General features: G+C 59.1%; 20 protein-coding genes and 1 pseudogene. 11 read left to right on the forward strand and 10 right to left on the reverse strand.

The genetic code is table 11. The features are described from left to right. On the reverse strand, window positions 1-481 hold a 481-nt coding region (locus V7650_RS03980), incomplete at its 3' end, for a helix-turn-helix domain-containing protein (protein WP_335654953.1). 63 nt (window positions 482-544) lie between these two features. Between V7650_RS03980 and V7650_RS03985 the strand changes: the two genes are divergently transcribed. Both V7650_RS03985 and V7650_RS03990 read left to right on the forward strand, forming a co-directional pair. After that, window positions 545-1,504, forward strand: a complete 960-nt coding sequence (locus tag V7650_RS03985; RefSeq protein WP_335654954.1) for a hypothetical protein — start codon at window positions 545-547, stop codon at window positions 1,502-1,504. Window positions 1,505-1,713: 209 nt separating this feature from the next. Continuing rightward, entirely contained in the window at window positions 1,714-2,280 is a 567-nt protein-coding gene (locus V7650_RS03990; protein WP_335654955.1) for an SOS response-associated peptidase family protein, read from the forward strand. 151 nt (window positions 2,281-2,431) lie between these two features. Here V7650_RS03990 and V7650_RS03995 read toward each other — a convergent pair whose 3' ends face one another. Next, window positions 2,432-2,647 (reverse strand): helix-turn-helix domain-containing protein, encoded by a 216-nt coding sequence (locus V7650_RS03995; protein WP_335654956.1) that lies wholly within the window; start codon window positions 2,645-2,647, stop codon window positions 2,432-2,434. A gap of 157 nt (window positions 2,648-2,804) precedes the next feature. Here V7650_RS03995 and V7650_RS04000 point away from each other — a divergent pair, with 157 nt between their 5' ends. From V7650_RS04000 to V7650_RS04010, 3 genes are all read left to right on the forward strand, one after another. Then, complete coding sequence (locus V7650_RS04000; protein ID WP_335654957.1) at window positions 2,805-3,047, forward strand: hypothetical protein; 243 nt, start codon at window positions 2,805-2,807, stop codon at window positions 3,045-3,047. A gap of 125 nt (window positions 3,048-3,172) precedes the next feature. Beyond that, a complete protein-coding gene (locus V7650_RS04005) occupies window positions 3,173-4,366 on the forward strand; it encodes a glycosyltransferase (RefSeq protein ID WP_335654958.1) in 1,194 nt (397 codons plus the stop codon). Window positions 4,367-4,593: 227 nt separating this feature from the next. Then, entirely contained in the window at window positions 4,594-5,088 is a 495-nt protein-coding gene (locus tag V7650_RS04010; protein WP_335654959.1) for a hypothetical protein, read from the forward strand. A 186-nt stretch (window positions 5,089-5,274) separates the two neighbouring features. Here V7650_RS04010 and V7650_RS04015 read toward each other — a convergent pair. From V7650_RS04015 to V7650_RS04030, 4 genes and pseudogenes are all read right to left on the reverse strand, one after another. Beyond that, a pseudogene (locus tag V7650_RS04015) lies at window positions 5,275-5,757 on the reverse strand (integrase core domain-containing protein); the annotation flags it as partial. 76 nt (window positions 5,758-5,833) lie between these two features. Next, window positions 5,834-6,649, reverse strand: coding sequence for a TIGR03084 family metal-binding protein (locus V7650_RS04020; RefSeq protein WP_335654960.1), 816 nt, complete (start codon window positions 6,647-6,649; stop codon window positions 5,834-5,836). Beyond that, window positions 6,646-8,475, reverse strand: a complete 1,830-nt coding sequence (locus V7650_RS04025; RefSeq protein WP_335654961.1) for an acyclic terpene utilization AtuA family protein — start codon at window positions 8,473-8,475, stop codon at window positions 6,646-6,648. The genes V7650_RS04020 and V7650_RS04025 overlap by 4 nt, the downstream gene beginning before the upstream one ends. 5 nt (window positions 8,476-8,480) lie before the next feature. Beyond that, entirely contained in the window at window positions 8,481-8,861 is a 381-nt protein-coding gene (locus V7650_RS04030) for a VOC family protein (RefSeq protein ID WP_335654962.1), read from the reverse strand. Between the two features lie 128 nt (window positions 8,862-8,989). On the opposite strand from V7650_RS04030, the gene V7650_RS04035 reads away from it, so the two are divergent. The 3 genes from V7650_RS04035 to V7650_RS04045 all read left to right on the forward strand — a co-directional run bounded on the left by V7650_RS04035 (window position 8,990) and on the right by V7650_RS04045 (window position 11,562). Then, window positions 8,990-9,763, forward strand: coding sequence for an SDR family oxidoreductase (locus V7650_RS04035; protein ID WP_335654963.1), 774 nt, complete (start codon window positions 8,990-8,992; stop codon window positions 9,761-9,763). A gap of 94 nt (window positions 9,764-9,857) precedes the next feature. After that, window positions 9,858-10,790 carry an SDR family oxidoreductase gene (locus tag V7650_RS04040; RefSeq protein WP_335654964.1) on the forward strand — a complete coding sequence of 311 codons (933 nt, stop codon included), beginning with the start codon at window positions 9,858-9,860 and terminating at the stop codon, window positions 10,788-10,790. Window positions 10,791-10,794: 4 nt separating this feature from the next. Next, the gene (locus V7650_RS04045; protein ID WP_335654965.1) at window positions 10,795-11,562 is read left to right on the forward strand and encodes an SDR family NAD(P)-dependent oxidoreductase; all 768 of its coding nucleotides are present in this window, start codon (window positions 10,795-10,797) and stop codon (window positions 11,560-11,562) included. A 51-nt stretch (window positions 11,563-11,613) separates the two neighbouring features. Here the strand turns inward: V7650_RS04045 and V7650_RS04050 are convergent, their stop codons facing one another. The 4 genes from V7650_RS04050 to V7650_RS04065 form a co-directional block, all read right to left on the reverse strand. After that, a complete protein-coding gene (locus tag V7650_RS04050; protein WP_335654966.1) occupies window positions 11,614-12,603 on the reverse strand; it encodes a HupE/UreJ family protein in 990 nt (329 codons plus the stop codon). Further along, window positions 12,600-13,415 carry a peptidylprolyl isomerase gene (locus V7650_RS04055; RefSeq protein WP_335654967.1) on the reverse strand — a complete coding sequence of 272 codons (816 nt, stop codon included), beginning with the start codon at window positions 13,413-13,415 and terminating at the stop codon, window positions 12,600-12,602. The genes V7650_RS04050 and V7650_RS04055 overlap by 4 nt, the downstream gene beginning before the upstream one ends. A 92-nt stretch (window positions 13,416-13,507) precedes the next feature. Then, window positions 13,508-15,397, reverse strand: coding sequence for a DUF3604 domain-containing protein (locus V7650_RS04060; RefSeq protein WP_335654968.1), 1,890 nt, complete (start codon window positions 15,395-15,397; stop codon window positions 13,508-13,510). 88 nt (window positions 15,398-15,485) lie between these two features. Further along, window positions 15,486-17,135, reverse strand: coding sequence for a phytoene desaturase family protein (locus V7650_RS04065; RefSeq protein WP_335654969.1), 1,650 nt, complete (start codon window positions 17,133-17,135; stop codon window positions 15,486-15,488). Window positions 17,136-17,229: 94 nt separating this feature from the next. Between V7650_RS04065 and V7650_RS04070 the strand changes: the two genes are divergently transcribed. From V7650_RS04070 to V7650_RS04080, 3 genes are all read left to right on the forward strand, one after another. Further along, window positions 17,230-19,047 carry a DUF885 domain-containing protein gene (locus V7650_RS04070; RefSeq protein WP_335654970.1) on the forward strand — a complete coding sequence of 606 codons (1,818 nt, stop codon included), beginning with the start codon at window positions 17,230-17,232 and terminating at the stop codon, window positions 19,045-19,047. A gap of 261 nt (window positions 19,048-19,308) precedes the next feature. After that, window positions 19,309-20,151 (forward strand): DUF6597 domain-containing transcriptional factor, encoded by an 843-nt coding sequence (locus tag V7650_RS04075; protein ID WP_335654971.1) that lies wholly within the window; start codon window positions 19,309-19,311, stop codon window positions 20,149-20,151. Window positions 20,152-20,276: 125 nt separating this feature from the next. Beyond that, window positions 20,277-20,837, forward strand: a complete 561-nt coding sequence (locus tag V7650_RS04080; RefSeq protein ID WP_335654972.1) for an SUF system Fe-S cluster assembly regulator — start codon at window positions 20,277-20,279, stop codon at window positions 20,835-20,837. Window positions 20,838-20,881: the final 44 nt, after the last annotated feature.

Below are 20,881 nucleotides of genomic sequence, written 5' to 3' on the forward strand. Positions count from 1 at the left end.
CCTCCAGGACAAGTTCGTTCTGGGCGTGGTGGCGAGGCCGTGCCGTTAGCCTGACATAGCCCAGTTTCTTTAGCTCACGCCCCACGGTCGTTACATCGAGCGAGACCGCAAATTCGTAATGAAGCCACTGGACCAGATCGATCAGTCGCCAGCGAACGACGCCATGGATCGCCGGGATCGGACCGCGCTCGACCGTTTCAACAAGCGCTCGGCGCTGAGCATCATTGAGCAGCGACTGTCTTCCCGGTGCCTTGCCATCGAGCAGGGCGCTGGGACCCCGGGCGTTGAAGCGGACCGCCCAGTCGCGCACAATCTGCAAGCCCACCCCGCCGATCCGCGCCGCCGATGTCCGGCTGCCACCATCGTAAATCTCGGCCAATGCCAAAAGCCGCCGGGCCTGGTTCGCGCTTTTCGACTTCCGCGCCAGTTGCCTCAAGGCAGTGCCGTCAAAATCATCCCGCAAGCTAATCGCTGATCCCATGTCACTTCCTCCAAATGAAGGATGCCATAGATTCATACTTTCACCGGTTTGGGAATCCCGAAAGTGAGTCAGCCTCAGCGCAGCTTGGTATCAGTGATCGTAAGTGACGGTAACTTCGGCGCAGACGTCAACTTCAACAGTGCGTCTTCGGTGGCCAGCGCGGCGGCAACGCTGCTTGGTGCGAACGTCGGGGTCAACGCAAGCGCGGTTGGAGGGTTGTTGACCTTGACCGGCGAAGCTGGCGACTCGGTGGAAATCGTTAGCGTAGTGTTCGCCGCCGTGACTACGGAGCCGACGTCGACTGCTTACAACGGAGCAACGACGTTCTTCGGTGATGCGATCGTCAACCCTGACGTCGCGCATGAGGTCGAAATCGAAGTGTCGGGTACGCCGGTCAATAATGACATCTACAGCCTCACCACTGACTTCAACGCTGGCGGTAATACCAACTCCAGCTACCAGGTGACTGGTGTGGAGACTCCGACCGATGTCGCCGTCGGCCTTGAAGCCGGTTTCTCTGATGCCTTCGTAACGGCATCGGTAGCCGGTGCGGTGATCAACCTGCTCGACAACGATGCCGATAACGGTGCCTTTGATGCGGACATCGCGTTCACCGAAGCCTTTGCTGGATCGGGTGCTTCCCCGATCCTGACGGGAGCTGACTCTGATTACCAGAGCGCCGACCAGATCCTCGACTTTGACGGGGTCACTGACGGCGACGAGATCGACTTCACGATGCTCGGTGAGGGTAATGGCTCCAACTACGATGAAGGCGCAGAAGTTGCTACCTATGCTCTTGCCTACGCACAGGCCAACGCGGCCTTCGCAGGCTCGGGTGGAAGCATGACCTACTTCATGACTTCGGCGACCGATCTGGATGGCGCTGCCACGACCGGTCAGGTCAATGGCCAGGAAGGTGCAGGACTGCTGTTCGTCGATGCCAACACCGACGGTCAGGCCGACCTGGTGGTTGTCCTCCTGAACAACACCGAAGACACCTTCAGCGCGGGCATGATCGCCTAAGCTGGACTAACCTTCGCAGCGCGGCTCCAATCGCTCTGCCAGACAGCCCCCCGGGTCCTTCTTGGATCCCGGGGGGTTTTTTTTGGGAAATGCGTAAAAAGCGGTATCTTATATGGAGAAGCAAACCTGCATCTCCTTTCACCTACAGCGGCTGGTCTCGGTTTAACCTGGTCACGAGATCGATGTCGGGAATCTACCACTCGTTGGGGATGACAACGTCAATTCAAACCAAGTTTGACGTTATGTATCGTCATGATAGACAGTCTGGAATGTGCAACCATTACCGCAATGATCCGGAGGCGATAGCTACGCTACAGACATGGCGAGAGTATATCTCATGGGATTTGTCGGCAGCCAAAGCGGAAGTCTGGCCGAAATATCAGGGCGTGGTTGCTCGGGTTCATGACGGGCAAAAGATACTCAACACCATGCAATGGGGAGTGCCTTTGCAGATGAAGGGCAAGAGACCAGATACGACCATCACAAAGCGGATAACCAACGTCCGCAACCTTTCAAGCCCGTTCTGGCGATCGATGCTGACAAAGCCTGTCAATCGCTGCCTCGTGCCATTCACTCAATTTGCCGAACCCAAGCCCAATGCTGGCAGGGAAGAATGCTGGTTCACGGTCAAAGAAGAGACCGTATCGGCATTTGCCGGGGTTTGGCGAGAGTCGGACGAGGGCAATGTCTATGCCTTCCTGACCTGCGAACCAAACCCCTTGGTCAAGCCGATCCATCCCAAAGCCATGCCGGTGATCCTGCATCCTGACGACTAAGACAAATGGCTGGCAGGTGACGATGCGAAGGAGTTCGCGGTTCCGTTTCCATCGCAACTTATGTCTTTGGTACCTGATCGTCCGTAATCGACTACCGATTTTGGTCCAGGCCGAAACGCGCAAAACAGGGTATCTTATTTGAAAGGCCGAGCTAGTCCGGTACTGATTGTAAAAGTGCGGCCGGTTCGACTTCCAAAGCCACGGCCAATCTGCCAAGCGCGGCCACAGACGGATTGCGCGTACCACGCTCAAGGTCGCTAACGTAGCTGCGTTCCATTCCGGCCGCCACCGCAAGCTCTTCCTGGGTAATGCCCTTCTGCTTGCGGTGATGCCGCACATTCATACCCAAAAGTTTCACGACGTCCATGCGGTGACTTGACCGCAAACCCGCCGACACGTCTGTATGCCAATCGTGTCATTTTAACTGGTAAGGAATTTCCCCAATGATAATCCTATCTTGAACAAAGAGCGTTATGCGATCTCAGCCGGAATTATATCTTCAATAATTTGCGGTATGCGCTCATATGAACTATTCCAAAAAAAATCTTGGAGGAATGATGTATCTCGTAGTCACAAAACAGCCCAACGGGCACCAACTCGTTCTGGCTACGCCTGCCAGCGCGGGCGCTGCGCTTTCAATATGGCAGGAGGCGAAAGACGCCCACCTGGATCTGCAGGTTACAGATCCCGTAGGCCTGATCTTAACTCAGGGCCAACTCGCCAAGCTTGCCGCAACTGAAGATGCACAGGATTCACCGCAAGTTTGACGTAACAGGTTTTCAAAACTTCAACTTTGTGCAGGAAATCTGGTCGCTGGATATTCGAAAAGCGAGGTCGGTATCTGGCAAGATACTACTTAAGTTGCGTGGCTCGATCTCGGTGCGAGGTATATATGCCGAAACTGTTCTGGGCTAATTTATACTGCCTGCTCGACTGCAGCAGTGGTGCTTCGATTTCAGCGCGGGAACAATTGCGGGCGCTTGCTGAGCAAGGCTTCGACGTCCGTATTCTAGGTGCCACCGTCTTCGACGATGAGGGCGGTAGCGCGGCACTCGGCAAGGTGTGGGATCGCATCAGGACGCAGCCGGGCCGGCTTGTAACAATGGATGACGGCGACCTCACGCACGAACTGTTGATTACTGGGTCCACCCGGCGCGGCGAAGTCCGCGCCATGGAGGAGGCGGCCTGGTTTGGGTGTTATCGAAAGATCCTAGAATCCTGGCGCCCGGATATTGTCTATTTCTATGGCGGGCAGCCGTTTGACTATCTGATTGCGGACGAAGCTCGCCACGCCGGAGCAAAGGTGGCGTTCTATCTCGTCAATGGGAATTATCACACTGACCGCTGGCACCGTGACGTTGATTTGGTGGTTACAGACACCCGTGCTACCGCCGACCTTTACGCCAAGCGCCTTGGGATTGCAGCCGAACCAGTGGGCACTTTTATCGATGCGCGACGTGTCGTGGGAGCGCTACACGATCACCGACATCTGCTGTTCGTCAGTCCGTCCTTTGCCAAAGGCGGAGCGCTGGTGGCAAGACTTGCCATTCTGATGGAATCGCGCAGACCTCACATAAAATTTGAAATCGTCCGTGGGCGCGGGGACTGGGACGAAATGCTCGGGCATGCCTTTCGTTCCCACGACGAGCCGCCGCATGTGCTGAGTAATGTCGTGGTCACGCCCCATTCAGCGGACATGCGGCCGGTCTATCGCCGGGCCAGACTGCTGCTTGCGCCCAGCCTGTGGTGGGAAAGCGGCAGCCGTGTCATCATTGAAGCACTGATGAATGGCATCCCTGCGATTGTCACTGCTCACGGCGGCTCACCAGAGGTGCAGGGCGGTGCTGGACCACAAATTGGTTTGCCAGATACTTTGCACGCGGCCCCCTATCAGCGCCTGCCAACGGACGAAGCGCTGCTGCCTCTGATCGAGGAAATTGAACGCCTGTATGACGACGAGGAAGCCTATCAGGCGGTGTCTCGACAAGCTCTGCAAGTCGCCGCTCGCGACCATGATATGCACAATAATGCCAGCGGCTTAGCCAGCATAATGCGCGCACTCATCGGAGACGAATCTGCTTCCTGATCCTTGCAACCCTGTTTGGCACGCTCTCAGGATTGAGAGTTTGGTAACATTAGGGGCACCGGTTTGGCGACAGCCCGACATCAGCGCTGACTGATTGCAGTAGGTCGCTCATAGGGGATAAGATCTATCAGACGAAAGCAGGCGTGAAAATGGACATAAAGCTCTGACTGAATTCATCTCGATTTGGGGTTCCCTCACCCCAGTACAACAGGTATCGTCACGGCGCAATGTTGGAACTCAAACGGATCACCTCACTTTACGTAGCAGATCAGGATCGCATATCGCTTACCGCTCAGCTCGGGGATGGCGGCTTCGCAAGGATCTGGTTAACCCAGCGGATCGTCAATCGGTTGGTACCTGCGCTGGTCAATCAGGTGAAACCAGATCATACTGATGCGGTTTATGCCGATGTTATAGCTGGGGTGGCACAGCAACGGGCTGTTGATCGGCACGAACCACAGGCTCCAGTTCGAGTTGCGGAGGCAGGTCACGAGTGGCTTGTCTGCAAGATCGATATGCAAATCGCAAAGAATGGGGCCATATTGATCTTCTGCAGTGCAGATGGTGACACCGCGCGGCTGGCAATGAATGCCGAATTGCTGCGTCAATGGCTGGCTATCCTACGCCGTGTTTATATGGCGGCTGAATGGCATGGCGCTGGCTGGCCGACATGGATTGTCGCGCCCAGCAAAACCCACATGGCTGCAAAAGTCCTTCATTAGAGCATAATCTTGTTTGAATGAATCCATACAGGATTCACTTTTGGGATATTTATGATTCAATGTTCTGGCTGGAATGGAGGTCAGTAAGGACGAGCAGAGCTTATTCGATTGATTTGCGTGAGCGCGTTATTACGGCGATGGCATCGAGTGTTTTGGCGCGAGCGGCAGTGACGTGACCCCGAACATTCATCCAGTTGAGATTAGAGTCTCGACTTCATTTTTGGGTACTTGCGCGGGTGAAGTAAGGGGCTGCGTAACGTAGCCTCCGGTTATGCGGAGCGAAGCAGCCCCTTGCTTTTCGAATTCGGCAGCGAACGCCGCCGGAGTGGCGTATCCCAGCGATGAGTGTGGCCGCCGATTATTGTAATCATCGATCCGTAAGGCGATCATTTCACGGGCGTGATCAAGGCTCATGAACAGCGTCTCGTTCAACAACTCGTCACGCATCCGTCCGTTAAAGCTCTCCACAAACGCGTTATCTGTCGGCTTGCTAGGCGTCGTGTAATGCCACTCAATCCTTGCGTCTCCACACCAGGCCAGCACCCCATTGGAGGTGAGTTCCGTGCCCCCCTTCAACTTGATCCCCAAGATCAATTTGTCGCGGTCGGTGTCGCTGACAATCATACCCGGCTTGCCGCGTTCGGCAAGCAGCGCGCTCAGTTCTCGCAGGTATTATTCTTGTGTTGATACCCTGTTCGTGGCCAGGGCGGCGATGCGTTCGCTGGCGGTAATGCTTTCTTCCATCTCAGCCGGTCACCATGCTCCTTGTGCCCCTGGCGGGCGGGGTTTCCGGGCCACCGGCGAAACATTGGGCGATTTCCATCCACTGGCGAGCGGTGGTGCCGAGCGTTTCCAGCGCGGTGTCATCGATATTGCGCGTCTGGGTCACGACTTGGGCGAATTCGACCGCGCTGCCGCGTACCATATTGTCCGTCTGGGGATCATTCCATTCCCACACCGTTCCCGATGGCGCGGTCAGCTGGACAAACGGCTTGGGCGCGGGCGGCTCCTGGCGGCGATTGCGGAATGTCCAGCCGTAGGTGGTGACGCCGAGATGGGCGATATTGCGGATCCGGTCGCCGTCCTGGCGCTGTTCGCCGAGGATATCGAAAATCTCCTGGCCGTGAGACCAGGTTTCCATCTGCCGGGCGATGATCTTCGACCGTGTCGTCATGTCGGGGCCGGCCCAGGCGACGCGCTGCTCGGGATCGGCGTCGCCATAGGCAGCGGCGAGCCTGGGATAATAGTCGCAATAGGCATCAAACAGGGCCTTGCCCCGCACGCCGCCGGCATGTTCGTCGAGCCATTGATATTGCACGTCGATATGGCTTTTGCCGGTCTTGAAGGCGCTCATGATATCACGGAGAAACCGCTGGAAGGCGTCCGGATCCTGCAGGGTCATCAGTGCCGCGGCGTTCCAGATATGGAGGTGACCGATGACATCCTCGATCGTCCAGCTCTTGAACTGGGTGACCGTGGCAAACAGCATGTCGTCGGCATCGGCGAGCACCGCAGCGAGCGTATCACTCTCGTCCCTGAAGTCCAGCGCTTCCTGCATCATTGCGATCGTCCCTCCGTTTCGGTCAGCTTATCGGCCGTCGCGGCAGGAATCGCAACCGGATGGGCAAGCAATATCTGGCCATAGCCCTTTCCCTGGGCATCATTGCGAATGCTGGCGACGCCGCCGCCGCCAAGCACCGCATCGATCAGAAAATTGATCGCGTGCGAGCCCGGCAAATGGTATTTGCCGATTCGTGCGGCCTCGGCACCGCCTTTGATAAAATGGCCGAAGCGCCCGGCCACCGACTCCGGCGTCAGCGCCGCCCAGATAAAGGGCAGATAGGCAGGATCGCGAGCGATCACGCCGATATTGGCCTTGTTGCCCTTGTCGCCAGACCGCGCCCAGGCCAACCGGATCAGCGGTACCGTCACGATTCCATCGGATATTCCGGGCAGCTCCGGATCGGCCGGCCGGACGATCGACGAGGGATCAAACGCCGGCCCTCCCGCTTCGGAGAAGGAGATCGGTCGGCCATCGATGTCGATACGGATGGCGATCCCCGCTTTCGGCGTGAGGTAGGAAAACAGCCGCACGACAGGCGACGGCTTGGCACGGGCACCGGAAAAACCGCTCAGTCCCGGAGGTGTCGCCAGGCCGAGGCCGGTCAGTTCGCGGAGCAATATCCCGATCGCTGCCGCCTCGTCGTGCTTGGCGGCGATCTTGGCCACGACCTCGCGCGGTTCCCTTGGGTCGGCAAAGTCACCGAACTGGCTCTCCGCGCCAATCAGCTCGACGCTGGTTTCGCTATAGCCGCCGAGATTGTGGCCGCGCAGGATTTTATTGGCGCGGGCAAACACATTGTCGCAGAATTTCTGCGCCTTGCGGGCGGCGTCAAAACCGTAGAAGCTGACATAGGTGCCGCCGCGAAAGCCTTCGCCATAGGTCAGGCAGGTCTTGTAATGATCCGGCGCCGGATAGCCGCGGGCCGGCGAGACATGGACCTTGTCCGGACCAAGCTGGCAGATTTCGACCCCGGAAAAATCGCAGACCACGTCGGGCAGGATATAGGCCTGCGGGTCGCCGATTTCGTAGAGCATCTGTTCCGAAACCGTCCCGACCGTGACGCAGCCGCCGGTGCCTTCCGGCTTGGTGACGGTGAAGGACCCGTCGGGTGCGACGGTTCCGATCGGATAGCCGATATTGGCGATGTCACCGGCATCCTCCCAGTCGGTATAATTGCCACCGGTCGCCTGCGGCCCGCATTCGAGCAGATGGCCCGCGAGGCTGCCGCTCGCCAGCAGGTCATGGTCGTCCGGCGACCAGCCGAATTCGTGGATGCAGGCGCCGAGGGTGACCGCGCTGTCGACGCAGCGACCGGTGATCACGATATCCGCGCCTTCGGCCAACGCCCGGGCAATCGGAAAGGCGCCGAGATAGGCGTTGACACTGGCGATCCGGTCCTTGTCCGGGAACGCTGCGCCGGTGAACATTTCGGACGGTGCCGCGGCCGCAATCCGGTCCAGTTCCGGCAGCAGATTGTCGCCCGTGACCACCGCGACCTTGAGATCCAGCCCCTGTTCCTTCAGCAAGGCGCGCGCCGCTTCGCCGCAGGCTGCCGGATTGACGCCGCCGGCATTGGCAATGACCTTCACCCCCTGCGCGGCGATAGCGCGCGCATGGGGTTTCAGGACCGCGCTGATGAAATCGCCGGCAAAGCCCGCGGACGGGTCTTTGGCATGCGCCCGGGCCAGGATCGACATGGTGATCTCGGCGAGATAGTCATAGACCAGATAGTCTACGCCCGCATCGAGCAGCTGCGGCGTGGCCATGGCGCTTTCGCCCCAATAGCCACTCGCACCGCCGATGCGGGCGCTCTTGTTCGGCATAGGCTTCAGGCCATCCGGTGCAGGGCGCAGAGCTTGTTTCCATCCGGGTCGCGCAGATAGGCAAGATAGAGATTCATGCCGGGATTTTCCCTCACCCCGGGCGCGTCTTCAATTGCCGTTCCGCCGGCTTCGACACCAGCCTTGTGCCATGCGTCGGCCTGCTCCGGGCTTTCCATCGCAAAACCCACGGTCATGCCGTTGCCGCAGGTGGCTTCCTGACCGTCGATCGGCGGGGTCACCATGAAAATTCCGTCATTGTGCATGTACATCAGCCGGCCTTTCGGATCGACCATGGCTTCCGGGCCACCGACGCTCTTGAACAAGGCATCGTAGAAATTTTTCGACCGATCGATGTCGTTCGATCCCACCATCATGTGACTGTACATTTTCTTCTCCTGTGTTCCGGACCAGATTTTTTCGGTCGTCTATCGACCCCGAAGCAACGTTGCTCTTGTTCTAGTCGGTGCGCATCTTTAAGCGAGTGATTAATTTATTCAAGCGGGACAGGATCAAAATGGATTTGGCAGACAAGATCATCGTTATCACCGGCGGCGCCAGCGGGATCGGAGCGGCGATGGCGCGGCGCTTTGCGGCTGAAGGGGCGAAGGCCGTCGTCTGCGCGGACCGCGATCTGGCAGGCGCTCAGGCGGTTGCCGACGAGATCGGCGGGGTGGCGATTCGGACCGATGTTTCTCTCGCGGATGATATCAGTACCCTGATTGAGACCGTAGAATCCGACATCGGGCCGATTGACCTGTTCGTGTCCAACGCCGGCATCATCACCAGCGGCGGCGCCGAAGTCGACGACGAAATCTGGCAGAATATCTGGGACATCAATGTGCTGGCCCATATCCGGGCCGCGCGGATCCTGGTGCCGAAGATGCTCGAGCGCGGCGGCGGCTATCTGCTCAACACCGCCTCGGCCGCCGGCCTGCTGGCGCAGATCGGTTCGGCCCCCTATTCGGTGACCAAGCATGCAGCGGTCAGCTTTGCCGAATGGCTGGCGATTACCCACGGCGCAGACGGCCTAAAGGTCTCGGTACTGTGCCCGCAGGGCGTGGATACCCCGATGATCGCCGGTGTCGATACGTCCACGATGGCCAAGGACGGGATTGTGACTCCGGAGCATGTGGCCGACCTGTGTGTCGAGGCGATTGGCGACGAGCGCTTCCTGATTCTGCCCCATCCCGTGGTTGGCGATTATATCAAGCAGAAGGGCGCTGATCCGGAACGATGGATCTCCGGCATGCAGCGCTGGCAGGCGATGCTGGCCGCCGGGGCATCGTGACCCGACCCTAGCAAAAATGTCCTGACAAAATGGAGCATTGGGACCCGGCATTTTCACCTCTAGCGTCCCTGCAAACGCAAAAGGAGAGAAGATCATGGCATTGGTATCGGTCGTAGGCGCAACAGGTCGGCAAGGCCTCGCCCAAATACGGCAACTGGCAGCAGCGGGGCACAAGGTTCGCGCTTTGTCGCGCAGTGAAAATCCTGATCTCGGCGGCACCAACGCGGCGGATGAATGCCGCACCATCGATCTCACCGACGAATCCACTTGGGTTCCCGCGTTCGAAGGATCGGATGCGGTTTTCTACACCCATCCGTTGCAGGCCCGCGAAGATCGGGCAACGATGGTCGGCAAGGTCGCGGCTGCCGCGAAGGAAGCCGGCACCGAGCGCTTCGTCTGGAACACCTCGAGCTGGATCCCCGAGCGGCCCGGCGAACCGTTCACCTATGGGAACAACACGATCGCGGTGAACGAGATTTTCCGGTCCGGCATGCCGGCCACCGTTTTCGGCTCGGTCCTGTTCATGGACAATCTGCTGACCAACTGGGCGCGGCCGTTCATCGTCGATGAAAAACGCTATGTCTATCCGCACAACGCAGACCTTCAGGCCAACTGGATCAGCCTTGATGATGTCGGCAAATGCATGGTCGCGGCAATGGATCGTCCCGATTTTGAAGGCTCCTGGCTGAATATCGGTGGCCCCCAGCGTCTGAAGCCACCGCAGGTCGCGGAAACCCTGTCGCGCGTGTTCGGGCACGAGATCAAATATGATCCCTGCACCCCGAAGGAATTCGGTGACTATCTGGTCAAGGCGTTCGGCGACGATGTGCCGCCCGAAAACCGGGAAAAAATGGCTGCCGGCATCACCGCCTTCTACGAGTATAACAACAACAACGAGACCAGGCCGTTCGAAGTCGACACGGATTTCATGCAGCAGCGCCTGCCGGAAGTAGAATTCGAGACGCTGGAAGAATGGGCGGCACGACAGGACTGGTCGGCCGACGCCCACAGACCTCCGGCGGGATAGAGCCATGGGCAACCGCATGGACGGCAAAATCGTGCTGGTTACCGGCGGCGCATCGCGCCCGGGGATCGGCGCGGCGGTTGGCGAACGGCTGGCCGCAGAAGGCGCCACGGTGGTGCTCAGCGATGTCGATCTGGCAGGCGTCGAAGAAACCGCCAGGCTGATTCGGGAGAATGGCGGCGCGGCCTCCGCCGTCCAGCATGATGTGGCATCGCAGGATGACTGGGAAAGGGTGATAGCGGAACTGCTGGCCGAGTACGGCCGACTGGACGTGCTGGTCAACAATGCCGGGATACTGGAGGTGGCGTCAGTTGCCAGTGACCGGGCGGTGCCCGCGCTTCGCAGCCAGTTTGACGTCAATGTCGTTGGCAGCTTTATCGGCACGCAAGCAGCGGTAAAGGCGATGCGACAATCCGGTGGCGGTTCGATCATCAATCTGTCGTCGGTTGCCGGTCTTGTCGGCTTTCGGGGCAGCGCCAGCTATGCGGCTTCGAAAGGGGCGGTGAAGCTGTTCAGCAAATCCGTGGCCTTGGAGGTTGCCGCCGACAATATCCGCGTCAACACCGTGCATCCCGGAATCATCCGGACCAACATGCAGGACCAGGGTGCGGAGTCCAATGCGGAAAATTATGAAGCCATCGAGGCTGCCATTCCGGCTGGCAGGCTGGGTGAACCACTGGACATTGCCAATTGCGTGCTGTTTCTGGCATCCGATGAGTCGACCTATGTCACCGGCGCCGAATTTGTTGTGGATGGCGGCTACACGGCCCAGTAAATTCTGGAGTGACCTTCTGTTGCTTCGTTCCGACAACAGACGCGATGCGGTTCAGGCAAGGGTCCGTTCGATGAACCAGTAAGTGGCGATGCTGCCGATGCCGTAGGCGAGCGCGATCTTGCTGTTCCGTAGCCAGTCGCCGCGCATTCTTCCCAGCAAATATATCGCCGTCAGCGCCACCCCGACGATCGCCAGCTGTCCGATTTCCACGCCGAGGTTGAAGGTCAGCAAGGCCAGCGGGACATCTCCTTCCGGGAGACCGATCTCGGCGAGGGCGCCGGCGAAACCAAAGCCGTGGAGCAGGCCGAACAGGAAAGCGACAATCCAGGGAAAGCGCTCGGAAAGCCGGATGTCATCGGGCCTCGACTTGACCACCTCGACGGCCAGAAACACGATCGAGAGCGCGATCACCGCCTCGACCGGCTGGGAGGGCAGCGACATCCACCCCAGGGTTGTTCCGACCAGAGTCAGGCTGTGCGCAACGGTGAAGGCGGTAACCGTCTTGGCGATCAGCCAGCCGTTTCGGAGCAGCAGGACCAGGGCCAGAACGAAGAACAGATGGTCGAAGCCCAGCAATATATGCTCAATCCCGATAACCGTATAGGTGGCGGCGACATTGGAGATCAACGAGGGCTTTGGCAGGGTCACGGCGGGCTGATCCGGGGTCAGGCGCACCGTCTGCATCGCGCTGTCCAAGGGCGCGACGCGCACCAGCGCGTCTGTGGTGGACAGTTCCAGGCCCTTGAGACCGATGGTTTCACCCTGAAGGGACCCGGCGCAACGCAGCTTTATCCGCGTGAGAATATTGCTGCCGGAAAATTCGCGCTGTGGCTCGCCGTCGATCTCGCAATTGTCCGGGATCATGACTTCACCGCTCTGCCCCAGCAGCGAATTGGTCGAGGCTTTCCACAGCAGCGACCATTGGCCGGGCGCTTGCTCGGTCATCTCGATATAGGCAGGACGCAATTCGTCAGCGCGCCCGCTCGCCGGACACAGGGCAAGCAGGAAAACGAGCCACAGAACGGCACGGTGGTGCGTCACGGCCGGCCGACTATTCTGATATCATATTGTTCCCGGTAGCGGGACAGTGCGGCTTGCTTCCGAGTGGCCTCCTGGGCCGCAGACCAGTCATTCAACACCTGTTGCCGGACATCTTCCAGGGCTGGTGCCTGTCCCGCGGCTGTCCCGGTGACCCTCACCGCATGCATGCCGAAGCCGGAAGTGACGGGGCCGTGCCAGCTACGCGGTTCCAATCCTTCCAATTGCCCGGCAAACTGGTCGCCGAACTGGCGAGAAATGTCGGGGCTGCTGGCCCGTTCGACGGTGGCGGGGAGGGAAAGCGGTTTCCGGAACGTCTCGGGCAGGGCACCTTCATTCAACTGACGCACTATCTTTGTGGCGGCGGTCGCGCTGATCTGGCCGAGGTAGATTTGCTCAAAATCATAAAGCGGCGACGATGCATATTTTTGCGGATGTTCGTCCAACCATTGCTGCAGTAGCGCGTCGGTCGGTTCGGGGCTTCTCGAATTCTCGCCATCGAGAAAGCGCAGCTTCGTGAACAGCCGCCGCCGGATGACCGGATCGTTCTTGTCCAGCCCCAGCCGCAACGCTTCCCGATAGTAGATTTCTTCGGCAATTTCCTGGTCGATCAGACTGTCCAGCTCTGCCTTGGTCGGGGTACGCCGGAAATTGCGTACCCAGTCCGCGGTCAGCCGCTCGATATCGCCTTGATCGATGCTGATCTGATAGTCCGCCGGATCGCGGTCGGTGCCGGTCGCCCAGAAAAAGGCAAACAGCAGCAAGGCGCCGCCCAGAAAGTGGATCAGCGGTTCCCGTATCAGTTTACGCCACATATTTGTTGCCACCCATCAGCTTAAGCCGCGGCCCGTTGAAAGAAGGCGGCAACCGCGATGCTGCGGGTGCCACTTGAATGTTCGCGAAGATGTCAGACCGTTGGCGAATACCAGATAGGCGAACTATAGGCACGCTCCTGCTGTATCTTGATGACCTCGTCGGGCAGGGTCAGGCGGAACTTGAGCGCATCATATACCGGCCAGGTCGGGGTCGGTATTTCCAGCACGCGCACATAATAAAAAGCGTGCTGGTCCGCGTCGAAGTCCGGATCCTGCCAGAAGGTGACCAGTTCCGGCGCGCCAGTGGCATTGTCCCAGGTTCCCTTGGACAGATCCACCGTGTTGGGCACCGGGGTCAGTCTGCCGTCGGCTCCGATTCTGCGGCTGTCGGCATCGCTCCAGCTGACATTATAGATTTTTTCCTGGCTTTCGCCGGACGCATCGACCCAGCCCTTGATCACCTGGATCCGGTCGAGGCTGGCACTTTCCGGGTCCATCAATGCGCTGATCAGGAATTTCGGTGCTTCGCCGCTGCCGCCGCTCAGGTCACCGCCCATCGGGACACCCTTGGTATAGCCGGTTTTCACCAGATCGCTGGTGTCATTGGCGGTGAAATCAAAACCGCCAAAGAACCGGACCTGCATCCGCGGGCCGGTTGTCGCATAGACTTCGCGGCGCATCATCGCGTCGAAAATGGCTTCGCGCGTATTGCTTGTCGCCCACACCGCCGCATAGCCGCTCGACAGATAATGCCAGCCGAAGCGGCCCTCGCGGGTCCCGAGATTTTGCGGTTCGAGGGCGCGATTCTTGCTGTTGGCTTCGTTGCCGCTGTGCTTGCCGAAGAAATTATTCTCGTCCGCCGTTGCCAGCGACGTATGGCTGTCGGTCGAACCGATCATGCCGAACTTGAACGGATTGGCGCCGACGGCAAGGGTCAGTTCAAGCCCCCGCTTCAGCGCTTCGCGAATATAGCTGCCGCCGTAGCTTTCGGGCGGCATGTCCTTCGTGCAGCTGAGATTGCATTTGTCCCATCCGGCCACACCAAAATTGGCAAATTCGTCGTTCGGGGACAGAAAGGGGTGCGCCTCGCTGTCACCCTTGATCTGGGTGACCTCGACGATCGGTTCGCGCAGCGCCCGGGTCTTGACATAGGCGGCATCGATCGGGCTGCCGTCATATTTGTTCATCGCAAACATCCGGCCATTCGAGACATTGCTGTTGTGCGGAATGGCCAACACCTTGCCGCCGGTTTTCTGCTCATAGGCGTCCATATAGGCCCAGAGCCTTTCCGGGTCCTGCGAACCCAGCGCGCCATAGGGGATGGTATTCCCCATTTTTTCCGGGCTGTCCCGGAACATCACCACGCGGTGGATATTGTCGCCATCCGGCATCGCGGTATATTCAAAGCCCATGAATGCGGTAAACTTGCCGGGTTCGTTATATTTGTCGACCGTCTTGCCATGCTTGGCCCACAGGTCGGTCGTGCGTTCCCGGGTTTCTTCCGGGTTCGTGAGGGACTCCGGCAGGGTTCCCTTGGCCGCTCCGTCGATGAGTTCGGACGTGACGCGCAGCGACCCTTCGTCGCTCTCATTCATCATGTCGTGCCACCGGAGCAGGAATTTATTGGTGAGCAAGGCGATGCGCGGGGCCTCCATGATCGCCTTGGTTGCGCCCATTGCATCGCTGTGGTCGGCTATCACGAGAAAATCGAGCGGGCGGGACAGTTTCGCCGTTGCGCCCTTGGTCGCCGTGACTTCTTCCCCGCGGGCAAAGCGCAGGGCCGCTTCCGCGTCCAGTCTGTTGCCGAAGCCGAATGCATCAATGCTGTTGTCGGTATGGAGATGGGTGTCTCCCCAGAACACCTGCTCCGGATATTCGGTGTTGGTTACCGCGGCGCTGCTTTCTTCCGTGCTGTCATTGCCCGAACATGCCGAAACGGCCAAGGCCGCGGCACAGACCGCTCCCATCAGTGGCTTGCGCATTTTTATCTCTCCCATCCCGTTTTCGGAAATCTATCCCTCTCTGTGGCGGCGCGCAATAGGCAGCTGATTTGTCCAGCCTGTCGTAGCGTCAGGCGCGCCAGCGGGTGAACATACTCCGCTCCTGAAGGATTGCCCTGGCGGCATTATGGCCGGGTGCACCGGTGACGCCGCCGCCCGGATGGGTGCCCGATCCGCACATGTACAGACCTTTTATCGGTCCCCGATATGCGGCGGAACCGATTACCGGTCGGGCAGCCCAGAGCTGGTCGAGCGACATGCGGCCGTGGAATATGTCGCCGCCGACCAGGCCGAACTTCCGTTCCAGATCCCATGGTGACAGCGCCATCTGGCCGAGGATCAGCTTGCGGAAGCCCGGTGCATGACTTTCGACCACCGCCAATATCGCATCGACTGCTGCCTCGCGCTCGTCGTCCCAGTGCCGTCCGTCCGGCAATTGCGGGGCAAACTGCTGGCAGAAAAGGCTAGCGACATGATGACCGGCAGGCGCCAGGCTGTTGTCCACGAGGCCGGGGATCAGCATTTCCACGACCGGTTCGCGTGACCAGCCGTACTGGCGCGCATCCTGATAGGCACGGTCCATATAATCGAGCGATGGTGCCATGATGATCCCCGACTTCAGGTGGTCGCCCGTCCCCGGCAGATCGGTAAATTCGGGCAGGCCGCTCAAAGCCAGGTTCATCCGGAAACTGCCCGAGGCGCATTGATAGCCGGCCATCATCTTGCGAAAATCGTCGGGAAGATCGGCGGGATCGATCAGCCGGTCATAAAGCAGCTTGGGGCCGACGTTGGCGATGATCCTGGGTGCATGGACCGTTTCGCCGGTGGTCGTGCGTATCCCGACCGCCTTTCCCTTCTTGACGATCAGTTTCTCCACCGGCGTCTGCAAGCTTATTTCAACCCCCGCCTCGTCGCAGGCTTCAGCCATCAGCTCGGTAATCCGGCCCATGCCGCCAACAACGTGGCCCCACTGCCCCTGCTTGCCGTTGACCTCGCCAAAGACATGGTGGAGCAGGACATAGGCGCTGCCCGGGGTATCGGGGCTGGCATAATTGCCGACAATGGCGTCAAAACCGAAAGCGGCCTTGACCGGCGCGCTTTCAAACCACTGGTCGAGCAGCTCGCGAGCACTCAGGGTGAACAGCTTGAGGATCTGATGCTGTTCCAGGGCCGACAGTTTCGCGAACCGGCGAGCGGTTCTGATGCCCGCCAGCATGGCTCGGGCTCCTTCTCCGGCATTGGGGGGAATCTGCAGCGCCAGATCGCGCAAGATCTCGGCTGCCGATTCGAGCATGGCGTAATAGTCGGGCAACCGTGCCGCATCGGTACGGGAAAAGCGGGATATCTCTTGCTGGGTTGCTTCCAGCGAACCGCCCATCAGCAGATAGGCCCGCTTGCCCAGCGGCAGGAAATTACTTTTCGGGCGTTCGACCACGCGATAGCCGCGCTCCACCAGGCCCATGTCGGAAATGACCTTTGGCTGCAACAGCGAAACCGTGTAGCTGGCGGTGCTGTTGCGAAATCCTGGGCAGAATTCCTCGGTTACCGCGGCCCCCCCAACAACGGGGCGAGCTTCCACTATCCTGACCTTCATTCCCGCGCGAGCGAGGTAATAGGCGCAGACCAGGCCATTATGGCCGCCGCCGATGATCAAAGCGTCCGGTGCCCGTTGCTGCATGGTCCATGCGACTAACGACCGGCCGTGCACCTGCCAAGACATTGTTTGGCCCCGCGGAATGGGGCTCATGAAGTTTGTGCAAATTTGAACGGGATGATAGTCTCCATCCATTGATATCAGAAAAGGAAGATTTTTGATGAGAAATTTGTTGTTGGCCGCTGCTTCTACTTTGGCCCTGACCGCCATGAGCGTCGCACCGGCAAGCCACGCGCAGACCACTGAGTCGGAGGCTCCGGCGGCGCAGAATGTCGATGAGCAGCTCTCCGCCTTTTTCAAGCAATATGATGACGAGCAACTTGCCCATTCCCCCATGTCCAAGGCCTATCGCGGCATCCGCGACGCCGATTATGGCAAGTGGGATGACCCGAGCGATGCTGCCGAAGTCGCGCAATATGAACGCGATCAAGCTGCGCTTGCGCAGATGGAAGCGACGTTCGACCAGTCCGACCTGAGCGATTCCAGCCAGCTGAGCTATCGCCTGTTTCAGGTACGGGCCGAACGTTCCCGGAATGCGTTTCCGTTCCGCCGCAACGCCTATATCTTTGACCAGATGAACGGCGCGCAAAGCCAGATCCCGGCGTTCCTCATCAATATTCACCGGGTTGCGAGCAAATCGGATGCCGAGGCCTATGTCAGCCGGCTCGCTGCTGCGGGTCCGCTCATCGACGCTCTGGTTGCGCAATCGGCGGAGCGTGCGAATGACGGCATCATGGTGCCGGACTGGGTCTTCCCCTATGTTATTGCGGATGCGAAGAACGTGATCAGTGGCGCGCCGTTCAGCGTTGGAGACGACTCGCCCATATATGCCGATCTGAAAAAGAAGGTGGCAGCACTTGATATTCCGGATGCGGAAAAGGACGATCTGGTCGCGCGCGGCGCCACGGCAATGGTCGACAGTCTCAAGCCTGCCTATCAAAAGCTGATCGCCGAGATGGAGCGTCAGCAGGCCGTCGCTGGCGATGGCGATGGTATCTGGCGTCTCAAGGATGGTGCGGCTTATTATGCCGAGCGGCTGAACAACTATACGACGACGGAACTGACCGCGGATGAAATCCACCAGATCGGACTGGACAATGTCGAGCGGATTCACGGACTGATGCGCAAGATCATGGCGGATGTCGGATTTGAGGGCAGTTTGCAGGATTTCTTCCAGCATCTGCGGACCAGCGACGAATTTTACTACGAGAGCCGAGAAGCCTATCTCGCCGATGTCGACAGCAAGCTGGCGGCGATGACAGAGAAGCTGCCGGACTTTTTCAATACCTTGCCGAAAGCGCCCCTGGTCATCAAGCCGGTCGAGGCGTTTCGCGAGAAATCCGCCGGCAAGGCCTTTTACAGCAGCCCGGCACCCGATGGTTCGCGTCCCGGCACTTATTATGTGAACCTGTACAATTTGCGCAGCATGTCTAAGACCGAACTGGAAGCGCTGGCCTATCATGAAGGACTGCCTGGCCATCATCTGCAGAGAACGATCCAGACCGAGCTGGGCGATTTGCCACCGTTCCGGCGCTTCGGAGGCTGGACCGCCTATACCGAAGGCTGGGGGCTCTATTCCGAAGAGCTTGGCAAGGACATGGGATTCTATCAGGATCCCTACAGCGACTTTGGCCGACTGGGCATGGAGTTGTGGCGGGCCTGCCGGCTGGTCGTCGACACCGGCATCCACCACAAGCGCTGGAGCCGTGAACAGGCCATTCAGTATCTCACCGACAACACGCCCAATCCGGAAGACGATATTCGCAAGGCGATCGAGCGCTACATCGTTTTTCCGGGGCAGGCGACGGCCTATATGATCGGCAAGCTGAAAATACTCGAGCTTCGCGACAGGTCACAGAAAGCACTGGGCGAACGGTTTGCGATGGGCGAATTCCATGATGTAGTGCTGAAAAGTGGCCCGGTCCCGCTCAATATTCTTGAAGAGCGGGTCGACGCCTGGATTGCTGCGAGCAAATGAGGGCGTCAAAATGTCCTGAACTGTCAAACGAAAAGCCGCAATCTGTCGTTTTCATCCAATGATTCTGCTGGCATTCAATGGATAAGGACAGTGCGACCCGAAGAGCTTTTGCCATTGCACACCGATGGCAATCCGGTTCTTTTCCTTATCGGCCTGGCTATTTATTTAGTCAGGCCTTTTTTTTACCTTTGTTTTCCGCCTATAAAAGAGCATTCATGTGCTGTCTGAACTTGGAGGAGGGGCAGATCAGGGGGTCGTAAGTTGGTTAGTTTAAGATATTTTGCGCCAGCGGAGGATGTCCGGGACCTGGTCTCGGTCTATTATCTGTTCGAGGCTGATCAGCCGCGTTTCGCCGACAACGAGCGGGCGGCGATCGCCCAGTTGCGTTTCCTGCTGGAGGGAACCGCCGTCATTGGTTTTGCGGATGGCAGCAGTTTTTCGGCGAAGGATGCCATGCTGCAGGGGCCCTCGACGGGATCCATGCATTTCGATGTCACCGGGCCGTTCCGCATGTTCGGGGTCGGGATATTACCGTCCGGCTGGGCCATTTCCACCCGCAAGTCGGCGGCGGACTATACCGACCGGGCGGTTAACGCCGCCGAGGTGTTCGGTCAGGAAGTCGACAAGAACCTCGAATATCTGCGACGCTGCCAGACGCCGGAGGAGATGGTGGCCTGGGCCGACAAGATCTACCGGGCGCTGAAGCCGCGCCTGAAGCCGGAGACCGCGGCCTTTACCAAGATGGTCGACGAGTGGCTGTCATCGGAGCCGTCACCGCCGGTCAGCAGCCTGATGGAGCGATCCGAGCAAAGCTCGCGGCAGGTGCTGCGGACGGTCAACAAGCTCTATGGCATGCCGCCGAAATATCTGGCGCGCAAATATCGCGCGCTGCGAGCGGCGCGGGCCTATGCCGAACATAATGAGGAAGAATTGCTGGAGCTGATCGACGCCTTTTACGACCAGTCGCACATGATCCGCGAGGTGAAGTTCTTCGCCGGCGTGACTCCGACCCAGTTGCGGGTGGGCGAGGGCGAGACCGCCCGGCTGATCGACCAGCGTGCCGATCTCAAGGGCCAGATTGCGCCGCTGATTTCGGACACCTGAATGGAAGGATTGGAAGGTTAGACCGGTCCGCTGAAATTCGCTGCAGGCCGCGCTGGGCTTGCAATGTTGGATAAATGAGACTAAATCAGTCTTGTTTAGAAATTCACACCAGCGAATCGAGAAACATGCGCCTTTCCAACCTAGCCGATTATGCCGTTGTCCTGATGTCCGCCGCTGCGCGGCATTGCGGCGCGGCGCTGCTGGCGGAGGGCAAGCTCAACGCCACCAAGCTGGCACAGGAAACCGGCGTTCCGCTGCCCACTGCCAAGAAACTGGTCAGCCGCCTGACCGCGGCCGGGCTGTTCGAATCGACTCGCGGTATTGGCGGCGGCATAAGGCTGGCGCGGCCGCCTTCGTCGATCAGCCTCGCCGATATTGTCGAGGCGGTCGAAGGCCCGCTGGCGATCACCAGCTGCACAATCGACGGTAATCATGACTGCCTGTTGGAGAGCGGCTGCACCGTCAAGCCCCATTGGGGCGTGGTCAACCGCACGATCCGCAAGGCGCTGGATGATGTCAGTTTGGCTAGCTTGTCGGACATGCCTTCAACCCATATGGGTCACCGTCCGTCTCGCGCCCTTCGGCAGGCTCAGGATGAACTGCCGGCTTCTGGTCGGGAGCCGAGAGATGGTGACAGCGGGCGGAGTGTCTCGACTTCGCTCGACGCGAACAGGATAATGCTATGAGTGAAACAGTGAAAACCTCCGATTATGATGCCGAGCGCAAGGCG

Source organism: Parasphingorhabdus sp. (assembly GCF_036964565.1).
Classification (GTDB): Bacteria; Pseudomonadota; Alphaproteobacteria; order Sphingomonadales; family Sphingomonadaceae; genus Parasphingorhabdus.

Coding starts and splice junctions, on each gene's coding strand:
- V7650_RS03990 (WP_335654955.1), top strand. CDS start 1,714: ATGACAACGTCAATTCAAACCAAGTTTGACGTTATGTATCGTCATGAT.
- V7650_RS03995 (WP_335654956.1), bottom strand. CDS start 2,647: ATGGACGTCGTGAAACTTTTGGGTATGAATGTGCGGCATCACCGCAAG.
- V7650_RS04000 (WP_335654957.1), top strand. CDS start 2,805: ATGAACTATTCCAAAAAAAATCTTGGAGGAATGATGTATCTCGTAGTC.
- V7650_RS04005 (WP_335654958.1), top strand. CDS start 3,173: ATGCCGAAACTGTTCTGGGCTAATTTATACTGCCTGCTCGACTGCAGC.
- V7650_RS04010 (WP_335654959.1), top strand. CDS start 4,594: ATGTTGGAACTCAAACGGATCACCTCACTTTACGTAGCAGATCAGGAT.
- V7650_RS04020 (WP_335654960.1), bottom strand. CDS start 6,649: ATGATGCAGGAAGCGCTGGACTTCAGGGACGAGAGTGATACGCTCGCT.
- V7650_RS04025 (WP_335654961.1), bottom strand. CDS start 8,475: ATGCCGAACAAGAGCGCCCGCATCGGCGGTGCGAGTGGCTATTGGGGC.
- V7650_RS04030 (WP_335654962.1), bottom strand. CDS start 8,861: ATGTACAGTCACATGATGGTGGGATCGAACGACATCGATCGGTCGAAA.
- V7650_RS04035 (WP_335654963.1), top strand. CDS start 8,990: ATGGATTTGGCAGACAAGATCATCGTTATCACCGGCGGCGCCAGCGGG.
- V7650_RS04040 (WP_335654964.1), top strand. CDS start 9,858: ATGGCATTGGTATCGGTCGTAGGCGCAACAGGTCGGCAAGGCCTCGCC.
- V7650_RS04045 (WP_335654965.1), top strand. CDS start 10,795: ATGGGCAACCGCATGGACGGCAAAATCGTGCTGGTTACCGGCGGCGCA.
- V7650_RS04055 (WP_335654967.1), bottom strand. CDS start 13,415: ATGTGGCGTAAACTGATACGGGAACCGCTGATCCACTTTCTGGGCGGC.
- V7650_RS04060 (WP_335654968.1), bottom strand. CDS start 15,397: ATGCGCAAGCCACTGATGGGAGCGGTCTGTGCCGCGGCCTTGGCCGTT.
- V7650_RS04065 (WP_335654969.1), bottom strand. CDS start 17,135: ATGTCTTGGCAGGTGCACGGCCGGTCGTTAGTCGCATGGACCATGCAG.
- V7650_RS04070 (WP_335654970.1), top strand. CDS start 17,230: ATGAGAAATTTGTTGTTGGCCGCTGCTTCTACTTTGGCCCTGACCGCC.
- V7650_RS04080 (WP_335654972.1), top strand. CDS start 20,277: ATGCGCCTTTCCAACCTAGCCGATTATGCCGTTGTCCTGATGTCCGCC.